Raw genomic sequence first — 9900 nt, forward strand, 5'->3', positions numbered from 1 at the left:
CTTCGACCTCTTCGATCCGCGTACGTTTCGCCCCGTCACCGACCGGCATGTTCCATGTCGGCGGCGCCCGTTCGGCGCTGTTCAACTGGGCGATGGCCGCCCAGTCGGGCGGGACGCTCGTGCTGCGGATCGAGGACACCGACGCCTCCCGCAACAGCCCCGAATGGACCGAGGGCATCATCCGCGCCCTGGCGTGGCTCGGGATGGACGGCGGGCAGTACGAAGGCCCCTACTTCCAGTCCGCCAACGCCGACAAGCACGCCGAGGCCGTCCACACGCTGAAGGACGCCGGGCGCGCCTACTACTGCGACTGCTCCCGCGAGGCCGTCATCGCCCGGACCGGCGACCAGCACAAGGGCTACGACGGCTTCTGCCGCGACCGCGGCCTGGAGGCGGGCCCCGGACGCGCCCTCCGGTTCCGCACCCCCGACGAGGGGCAGACCACCGTCGTCGACCTGCTGCGCGGCAAGCCGGTCTTCGACAACGCCGTCCTTGAGGACTTCGTCATCGCCCGCGCCGACGGGTCCGTCACGTTCCTGCTGGCCAACGCGGTCGACGACATGAGCCAGGGCATCACCCACGTGGTGCGCGGCGAGGAGCACCTGTCCAACGCGCCCAAGCAGCAGCTGCTGTGGGAGGCGCTCGGCGCGGAGCCCCCGGTGTGGGCGCACGTGCCCGTCATCGTCAACGAGAAGCGGCAGAAGCTGTCCAAGCGCCGCGACAAGGTCGCCCTGGAGGACTACCGCGCCGAGGGCTACCTCGCCGAGGCCATGCGCAACTACCTGATGCTCCTCGGCTGGGCGCCGTCCGACGACCGCGAGATCGTCCCCTGGGACGTGATGGTCGACGAGTTCCGCATCGAGGACGTCAACACCTCGCCCGCGTTCTTCGACGTCAAGAAGCTCCGCGCGATCAACGGCGAGTACATCCGGGCCCTGGCGCCCGAGAAGTTCATCGCCGAGTGCCTGCCGTTCCTGCAGGAGGCGCCCTTCGACGTCGACGTCGCGGTGTTCGCCGAGCTGGCTCCGCTCGCGCAGACCCGCGTCGCGCTGCTGTCGGAGATCGTCCAGATGATCGACTTCGCGTTCCTGGACGAGCCGCCGTCCGACGAGCAGTCCTGGAACAAGGCCATGAAGGAGCCCGCCGCCGCGATCCTCGCCGCCGCCGAGGCCGCCTACCAGGACGCGCCGTGGAACGCCGCCGAGCTGAAGGACCGGCTGGAGCGGGTCGGCGCCGAACACGGGCTCAAGCTCGGCAAGACCCAGGCGCCCGTCCGCGTCGCCGTCACCGGCCGCACCGTGGGGCTGCCGCTGTTCGAGTCACTGGAGATCCTGGGCCGCGACCGCACCCTCGCCCGCATCGCCGCCGCCCGCGCCCGGCTGGAGGCCGGCGCCTAGCCGCCCCCGCGGCGGGCCGCGAAGCGGTCAGTCCGCGGTGGGCGCCTGCCCGTCCAGGGCCTCGCGGAGGAGCATGAGCCTGTGGCTGAGCTCCTCGTACTCGTCGCGCAGCGTGGCGGGGAGGTGCTTGCCGAGCACCTCCGCCTGCTCCTCCACCGAGGCCAGCCGGTCGCCCGCGGCACGGTCGGGGGGCGCCTCCTGCGGCGCCTCCGCGGGCCGCGCCTTGAGCAGGGCCGTCTGGTCCCTCAGCAGGGCGGCCTGCTCGCGCAGCAGCGCCGTCTGGTCGCGGAGCTGCTTGTTCTTGTTGTGCAGCTCCACGAACACCGAGACCTTGGCGCGCAGCACCCACGGGTCGAACGGCTTGGAGATGAAGTCGACCGCGCCCGCCGCGTATCCGCGGAAGGCGTAGTCGGGGTCGCTGTTCACCGCCGTGAGGAAGATGATCGGCAGGTCGCGGGTCTTCTTGCGGCGCTTGATGTCGCGGGCCGTCTCGAACCCGTCCATGCCCGGCATGACGACGTCCAGCAGGATGACCGCGTACTCCTCGGTGAGCAGCGCCTTCAGCGCGTCCTCACCGGACCGCGCCCGGACCAGGTCCTGATCGAGCGAGCTGAGGATGGCCTCCAGCGCGATCAGGTTCTCCTCGCGGTCGTCCACGAGCAGGATCTTGGCCTTGTCGTCCACGCGCGTCTCTCCGATCCCGGTCCCCGCCAGCGCCGCACCCCCACGGCGACCCTACTGTCCGGCTCCTCTCCTCAGCGGACGATGGAGGGCTGCAGCCAGTTCCTCATGACGTCAAGAAGATGGTCCACGTCCACGGGCTTCGGCACGTAGTCCGACGCGCCCGAGGCAAGGCTCTTCTCCCGGTCCTCCTTCATCACCTTGGCCGTGATGACGATGATCGGCAACTCGGCGAACTGCGGCATCTCCCTGATCGCGGCCGTGGTGGCGTAACCGTCCAGGCCCGGCATCATGATGTCCATCAGCACGACCGCCACGTCGGGGTTGCGGTGCAGGACGTCGATCCCGGCCTGCCCGTCCTCGGCGTAGAGGACCTCCATGCCGTAGCCCTCCAGGACGCTGGTGAGCGCGAACACGTTCCGCACGTCGTCGTCGACGATCAGGACCTTGCGGCCCGACAGGACGGTGTCGAGGAAGTCCGTGGGCGGCTCCTGCAGCATCCCGTTCAGCGCCTGCTCGGACTTGCCGGCGCGCTGCGCGCCGGGCGGGCGCTGCTCCACCGGCAGCGCGCCCTCCGCGGCCGGCCCCCCGGCGCCGCCGTTGCCCTGCGGGCCGGCGGAGATCGCCCCGGGCGCGGCCTCCGCCCCCGCGGCGACCGCCTCGTCCGGCAGCGCCGAGCGGCGCCGGCCGTTACGGTCGCTGTACTGGGCGGGCAGGTAGAGCGTGAACACGCTGCCGCGGCCCGGCTGGCTCTCGGCGTGGATCTCCCCGCCCAGCAGCCGCGCGATGTTCCGGCTGATCGACAGGCCGAGCCCGGTGCCGCCGTAGCGGCGGCTCGTGGTCCCGTCCGCCTGCTGGAACGGCTCGAAGATCTCCTGGAGCTTGTCGGCGCTCACGCCGATCCCGGTGTCGATCACACGGAACGCGATCACGTCGGGGGTGTTCCACAGCGCGGGCAGCGTGAAGTCGATGTCGCCGGCCCGCTCGATCAGCAGCCGCACCTCGCCCTCGGCGGTGAACTTCACCGCGTTCGACAGCAGGTTCCGCAGCACCTGCTGGAGCCGCTGCTCGTCGGTGTTGAGGGCGGCCGGGACGTCCGGCGCGACCTCCACCCCGAACTGCAGGCCCTTGTCGACCGACAGCGGGCGGAACGTGGCGTCGACGTAGTCGACCAGCGCCGACACCGACAGCCGCTGCGGATGCGCCTCCATCTTCCCGGCCTCGACCTTCGCCAGGTCCAGGATGTCGTTGATCAGCTCTAGCAGGTCGGTGCCGGACTCGTGGATCGTCCGGGCGAACTCCACCTGCTTGTCGGTGAGGTTGCCGTCCTGGTTCTCCGACAGCAGCTTGGCCAGCACCAGCAGGCTGTTCAGCGGCGTGCGCAGCTCGTGCGACATGTTCGCCAGGAACTCCGACTTGTACCGGGAGGAGATCGCGAGCTGCTCGGCGCGCTCCTCCAGCGTCCGCCTGGCCTGCTCGATCTGGAAGTTCTGGATCTCGATCGCGCGGTTCTGCTGGGCCAGCAGCGCCGCCTTCTCCTCCAGCTCGGTATTGGAGTGCCGGAGCTCGCCCTGCTGGCGCTGCAGCTCGTCCGAGCGCTCCTGCAGCTCCTGCGCGAGCCGCTGCGACTCGCCGAGCAGCGCCTCGGTGCGGGTGTTGGCCCGGATCGCGTTGAGCGTGACCCCGATCGTCTCGATCAGCTGACTGAAGAACGCCAGGTGGACGTCGGTGAACCGGCCGAACGAGGCGAGCTCGATCGCGCCGAGCACCTCGTCCTCGAACACGATCGGCAGCACGATGATGTTGACCGGGGACGCCTCGCCGAGACCCGATCCGATCTTGACGTAGTCGGCGGGGGCGTCGGCGATCAGCAGCGGCCGGCGCTCCTGCGCCGCCTGCCCGACGAGGCCCTCGCCGAGACCGAACCGGACCGCCCCGCCGCGGTGCCGCCGCGTCCCGTACCCGGCGATCAGGACGAGGTCGGTGTCCTCGCCCGCGCTCTCGGCCAGGTAGAACGCGCCGTACTGGGCGCTGGCGGTCGGCGTCAGCTCACGCATGATCAGGTCGGCGACCTGCTGGAGGTCGCGGTGGCCCTGCATGAGCCCGCCGATCCGGGCCAGGTTGGTCTTGAGCCAGTCCTGCTCCTCGTTGGCGCGGGTCGTCTCGCGCAGCGTCGCGACCATCAGGTTGACGTTGTCGCTCAGCTCGGCGACCTCGCCGCGCGCCTCGACGGTGATCGTCCGGGTCAGGTCGCCGGTGGCGACCGCGCTCGCGACCTCCCCGATCGCGCGGACCTGGGTGGTGAGGTTGCCGGCCAGCTCGTTGACGCTCTCGGTGAGCCGCTTCCACGTGCCCGAGACGCCCTCGACCTCCGCCTGACCGCCGAGACGGCCTTCGATGCCGACCTCCCGCGCCACGCGGGTGACCTCGGAGGCGAACGACGACAGCGTGTCGACCATCGTGTTCAGCGTGGTCTTCAGTTCGAGGATCTCGCCCTGGGCGTCCACGTCGATGCGCCGCGTCAGGTCGCCGTGCGCGACCGCGGTCGCGACCTGCGCGATGTTGCGGACCTGGTAGGTCAGGTTGGACGCCATGCCGTTGACGTTGTCGGTCAGGTCCTTCCACATGCCGCCCGCGCCGGGCACCCGGGCCTGGCCGCCGAGGCGGCCCTCGGTGCCGACCTCGCGGGCCACGCGGCTGACCTCGTCGGCGAACGCCGACAGCGTGTCGACCATCGTGTTGAGGGTGGTCTTCAGCTGGAGGATCTCGCCCTGCGCGTCGACCTCGATCTTGCGGGTCAGGTCGCCCTGCGCCACCGCCGTGGTGACCTGCGCGATGCCGCGCACCTGGTTGGTGAGGTTGTTCGCCATCGAGTTGACGTTGTCGGTCAGGTCGAGCCAGACCCCGCCCGCGCCGGGCACGATCGCCTGGCCGCCGAGCCGCCCCTCCGTGCCGACCTCGCGCGCGACGCGGGTGACCTCGGAGGCGAAGGCCGACAGCGTGTCGACCATCGCGTTCACGGTGTCCTTGAGCTCCAGGATCTCGCCCTGGGCGTCGACGGTGATCTTCTTGCCGAGGTCGCCCTCGGCGACGGCGGTGGTGACCTGGGCGATGTTGCGGACCTGGTAGGTCAGGTTGGACGCCATGCCGTTGACGTTGTTGGTCAGGTCCTTCCACACGCCGCTCACGCCGGGGACCCGGGCCTGGCCGCCGAGGCGCCCCTCGGTGCCGACCTCGCGGGCCACGCGGGTGACCTCGTCGGCGAAGGCCGAGAGGGTGTCGACCATGGTGTTCACGGTGTTCTTGAGCTGCAGGATCTCGCCCTGGGCGTCGACGGTGATCTTCTTGCCGAGGTCGCCCTCGGCGACGGCGGTGGTGACCTGGGCGATGTTGCGGACCTGGTAGGTCAGGTTGTTCGCCATCGCGTTGACGTTGTCGGTCAGGTTCTTCCAGACGCCGCTGACGCCCGGCACGTTCGCCTGGCCGCCCAGCTGGCCCTCCGTGCCGACCTCGCGCGCCACGCGGGTGACCTCGCCGGCGAACGCCGACAGCTGGTCGACCATCGTGTTCACGGTGAGCTTCAGCTCCTGCAGCTCACCGGTCGCCTCGACCGTGACCTTGCGGGTCAGGTCGCCGCGCGCCACCGCCGTGGTGACCTCGGCGATGTCGCGGACCTGCGAGGTCAGCCGCGACGCCATCACGTTCACCGACGCGGTCACGTCCCGCCAGCGGCCGGTCATGCCGCGGGCGGGCGCCTGGCCGCCGAGCCGCCCCTCGGTGCCCACCTCGCGGGCGAACTGGGTGACCTCCCAGGTGAACTGGTCGAGCAGCTCGACCATGCCGTTGACCGACCTGGCCATGCGCAGCAGCTCACCGCGCATCGGCCTGCCGCGCACCCGCAGCTCCACCCGCTGGCTGAGGTCGCCGGCCGCGACCGCCTCCACCACCTGGCTCATCCCGGTGGCGAGGTCGGTGAGCTTGTCGATGATCGCGTTCGCGTCCTCCACGGCGCCCGCCCAGGTGCCCCGCAGCGTCCCCGGCGTCAGGCGTCCCCGCAGCTGGCCCTCCCGGCCGATCTCCTTCCGGACGCGGCTCAGGCCCGAGGCCAGCTCCATGCCGTTCTCCCGGATCTCCTCCAGGACGGCGGCGGCCTCCGCCACGGCCCCCTCGCCCGGCACGTCCAGCTCCGACCTCGCCTTGCCGTCCCGGACGGCGACCAGCGCCTTCAGGAGCGGTTCGAGGTCCGCGTCGCTGTAACGCGGGGTGGTGTCGCGGTACCCGCCGCTCGGGCGGGCACGTGACGCGGTACGCGGCATGCTCTTCATCCTCCTGGCCCGCGATTCGTCGGTTATCCGGATACCACGGACTCCTGGCTGCTCTAGGGGCCTCATCGGCCGCACCTGTACTCTACGTCGCCGCGCGGCGGCGGACTTTCTTCCGCGTGGTTCCGCCGCCCGGGCGGGACCGGGGGCGCGTCCTCTCTCGTAGCCTTCGTGTTACGGTCTGTCGTGTTGTGGCGGGATCGTGAAGGCCCAGGCCGGACGCGTTCCGGGGCGGGTTCGCGGCTCTCGGTGCCGGGCGGCCGAGCAGTCTGCCACGATAGCCAGGCCCGGGTAGAAAACGCTTCGAACGAGGGACGACAGTTGGATCGGCAGACGGCGACGGCCACCTTCCCGTCCGCCGCGGCGGCGGTGGCGGACGCGCGCCGGTTCGTCCGCAAGGTGCTGGCCGACTGGGGTCTGGACGAGGTGGCCGACGACGCCGTCCTCGCGACGAGCGAGCTCGCCACCAACGCGATCGCCTACGCGGGGACCTCGTTCGAGGTCTCCTGCCGCCTGGCGGGCGGGAACGTCGAGATCGAGGTCCGCGACCGCCACCCCACCCGGGGCATCGAGATGCCGGGCGTCACCGCCTCCAGCGGGCGCGGCCTGCCGTCCATCGCCCGCCTCGCCGACTCCTGGGGCGTCTCCTACGACCGCCGCACCAAGGGCGTCTGGTTCCGCCTGCCCCGTCCCGGCGCCGCCGGTGCCGCGGTGCCGGCCGAGGGCGCGGCCGCGGAGGGCGCGGAGGCCGCTTTCACCGCCGACATCGCCGGAACCGGCTCCCTGCGGGACGAACTCCCCGCCCGGGCCCGCGACGCGGCCGAGCAGGCGCGCGAGGGGCCCGGCGCCGGCGGGCAGGCCCGGGAGGGCCGGCTCGCGGGCGGCACGGGCGAGATCCCCGCGGCCGGCGACCGGCTCCTGCGCTCTCCGGCGGCCGTGGAGGCCATGGAGGACGGCGTCGCCGCCGCGCGGGAGCTCCTCGGCGCCGAGGGCGCCGCCGTCCTGCTGACCGAACGCGACGGACGGCTGATCATGGGCTCGGCGGCCGGGACCGCCGCCGAGATGCCGCTCGGCGAGCTGTCGGTCTCCTCCCTCACCCCCGCCGCCCGCGCCGGCTCCGCCTGGGTCGCCGCGGACGCCTCCGACCCGATCGCGGCGGCGCTGCGGGCCTCCTCGCTGGCCGCCGCCCCGCTGGAGTCGCAGGGCCGCCTGACAGGCCTGATCGTCGCCGTCTCGTCCCTGTCCGGCCGCTTCGGCGAGGCCGACGGCGCCCGCCTCGGCCGGCTCGCCGACGAGATGTCGCTCTCCCTGGAGAAGGCCAGGGTCGGCGAGTTGGAACGATCCTGGCGCGGCTGGCTGAGCTTCGTCGCCGAGGCCAGCGACCTGCTCGCTGGCACCCTCGACCAGGAGCGCACGATGGCGCTGGTCGCCCAGCTCGTCGTGCCGCGCCTGGCCACCTGGTGCGCCGTCTACACCGTCACCGAGGCCGAGCCCGACCGGCTCGCCTACGTGTGGCACGCCGACGAGGAGCGCTCCGACGGCCTGCGCGACCTGCTCGAACACGCGGGCGCCGCCCCGCCCACCGACGCCCCCGGGCCCTGGAACGGGCTCGCCGCCGCGCCCGGGGAGGTCCGGGCCGCCGCCGGCGACACCGCCACCGACCAGGTCTACGCCTTCCCCCTGATCGCCCGCGGCCGGCGCATCGGCACCATCGTGATCGGCCGCCCGGCCGGCGACCGCTTCCCCCGCAGCGCGATCGAGCTGGCCGAGGAGCTGAGCCGCCGCGCCGCCCTCGCCGTCGACAACGCGCGCCTGTTCTCCGCCCAGACCGCCATGAGCAGCGCCCTGCAGCGCAGCCTCCTGCCGCCCGGCATCCCCGAGATCCCCGGCCTGGAGGTGGCGGTGGTCTACGAGCCCGCCGGGGAGGGCAGCGAGGTCGGCGGCGACTTCTACGACGTCTTCGCGAGCGGCCGCCGGCCCGGCGGCGCGGCCCCCGCGACCCGCTGGCGGTTCGCCATCGGCGACGTGTGCGGCACCGGCCCCGAGGCCGCCGCCGTCACCGGCCTGGCCCGGCACGCGCTGCGCATCCTCGCCGCCGAGGACCTGTCCGTCCCGGCCGTCCTCGCCCGGCTCAACCGGCTCATCCTCGGCGAGGGCGAGCGCGGGCGGCTGCTCACCCTGCTGCACGGCGAGATCGCGGCCCGCCGGCGCCGCGACGGCGTGACGATCAAACTGACGAGCGCGGGGCACCCGCCCCCGCTGGTGCTCGATCCCGAGGGCGGCGTCCGCGAGGCCGCCTCGCCCCAGCCGCTGCTGGGCGTCTTCGACGGCGTGGAGTTCACCACCGACACCGTCGAGCTGCGGCGCGGAGAGGTACTGCTCTGCGTGACCGACGGCGTCACCGAGCGGCGCTCCGGCAACCGGCTGCTCGGCGACGGGCACGGCCTGGAGCGGCTTCTCGCAGGCTGCACCGGTCTGAGCGCCGGGGCGGTGGCGGCGCGCATCCAGCGCGCCGTCCGCGACTTCGGCCCGGAGCCGTCGAACGACGACGTTGCCCTCATCGTTCTGCGGGCGTCATGATGGAGACCAACAATCGGTAAGGTGGGGTGGCGTGGGGCTTGCCTTGCACACGACACGACAGGAAGGCCGTGCGACGATCGCCGCGCGCGGCTCGATAGACCTGCACTCCTCCGACGAGCTGCGCGCTCGGCTGACCGAGCTCGTGGACGCGGGCGAGCGGTCGGTCGTCGTCGACCTCGCGGCGGTCGACTTCTGTGACTCCTCCGGCCTGAACGTCCTCGTCCGCGCGTACAAGCACGCGCGTGCGCAGAACGCCACGCTCACCGTCACCGGGGCCTACGGCCGCGTCGAGAACGTGCTGCGCACGACGGGGCTCGACCGCTTCCTCATGGAGGATCCGGTGGAGGAGGCTCCGGCCGATGGGCGGTGAAGGGACACGATGAAGAACGGCGAGCGGGCGGAGTGACCGACCCGATGACCGAGACCACGCTGCGCGCGGCGCCCCAGACCGAGGCGGTCGAGTACGCCAGGCGACTCGCGGCCCGCACCATGCGCACCTGGGCGCTCATGGACCGTGAGGAGCTCGTCACGGCGATCGTGGCCGAGCTCGTCGCCAACGCCGTCCGGCACGCCGGGACGGCCCTGGAGCTGCGGCTGCTGCGCGGCAGCGGCCGGATCCGCGTCGAGGTCCGCGACCGCGCGTCCCAGCTGCCCCGGCTGACCGTGCCCGGCCCCCTGGACGAGTCGCACCGCGGCCTGTTCATCGTCGACCGCTTCGCCAACTCCTGGGGCGCCGACCCGGTGACCGGCGGAAAGGTCGTGTGGGCCGAGGTCGACATCTGACAGGTCGACCTCTGACACGGCTGTAGCCGGCAGCCGACGTCCGGCGACGTGCACGACATCGGCAAGAACATCGTCGGCGTCGTCCTCGGCTGCAACAACTACGACGTCATCGACCTCGGCGTCATGGTCCCCGCCGC

General features: G+C 72.4%; 6 protein-coding genes. 4 read left to right on the forward strand and 2 right to left on the reverse strand.

The window, feature by feature from the left end; genetic code table 11:
- Positions 1–14: 14 nt before the first annotated feature.
- Positions 15–1397 carry a glutamate--tRNA ligase gene (gene gltX / locus AB0C69_RS30620; RefSeq protein ID WP_360358535.1) on the forward strand — a complete coding sequence of 461 codons (1383 nt, stop codon included), beginning with the start codon at positions 15–17 and terminating at the stop codon, positions 1395–1397.
- A gap of 27 nt (positions 1398–1424) precedes the next feature.
- Here gltX and AB0C69_RS30625 read toward each other — a convergent pair whose 3' ends face one another.
- Positions 1425–2081 (reverse strand): response regulator, encoded by a 657-nt coding sequence (locus AB0C69_RS30625; RefSeq protein ID WP_360358532.1) that lies wholly within the window; start codon positions 2079–2081, stop codon positions 1425–1427.
- A 71-nt stretch (positions 2082–2152) separates the two neighbouring features.
- On the reverse strand, positions 2153–6394 hold the full coding sequence (locus AB0C69_RS30630) for a HAMP domain-containing protein (RefSeq protein WP_360358533.1): 4242 nt from the start codon (positions 6392–6394) through the stop codon (positions 2153–2155).
- Between the two features lie 327 nt (positions 6395–6721).
- Here AB0C69_RS30630 and AB0C69_RS30635 point away from each other — a divergent pair, with 327 nt between their 5' ends.
- The 3 genes from AB0C69_RS30635 to AB0C69_RS30645 are packed head-to-tail and all read left to right on the forward strand — an operon-like array spanning position 6722 to position 9763.
- Positions 6722–8980, forward strand: a complete 2259-nt coding sequence (locus AB0C69_RS30635; protein ID WP_360358534.1) for a SpoIIE family protein phosphatase — start codon at positions 6722–6724, stop codon at positions 8978–8980.
- 43 nt (positions 8981–9023) lie between these two features.
- Complete coding sequence (locus tag AB0C69_RS30640) at positions 9024–9350, forward strand: STAS domain-containing protein (protein WP_345171796.1); 327 nt, start codon at positions 9024–9026, stop codon at positions 9348–9350.
- A gap of 44 nt (positions 9351–9394) precedes the next feature.
- A complete protein-coding gene (locus AB0C69_RS30645; protein WP_345171798.1) occupies positions 9395–9763 on the forward strand; it encodes an ATP-binding protein in 369 nt (122 codons plus the stop codon).
- Positions 9764–9900: the final 137 nt, after the last annotated feature.

The organism is Actinomadura sp. NPDC048032 (assembly GCF_040653175.1).
In the GTDB taxonomy this organism is placed as follows: Bacteria; Actinomycetota; Actinomycetes; order Streptosporangiales; family Streptosporangiaceae; genus Spirillospora; species Spirillospora verrucosospora.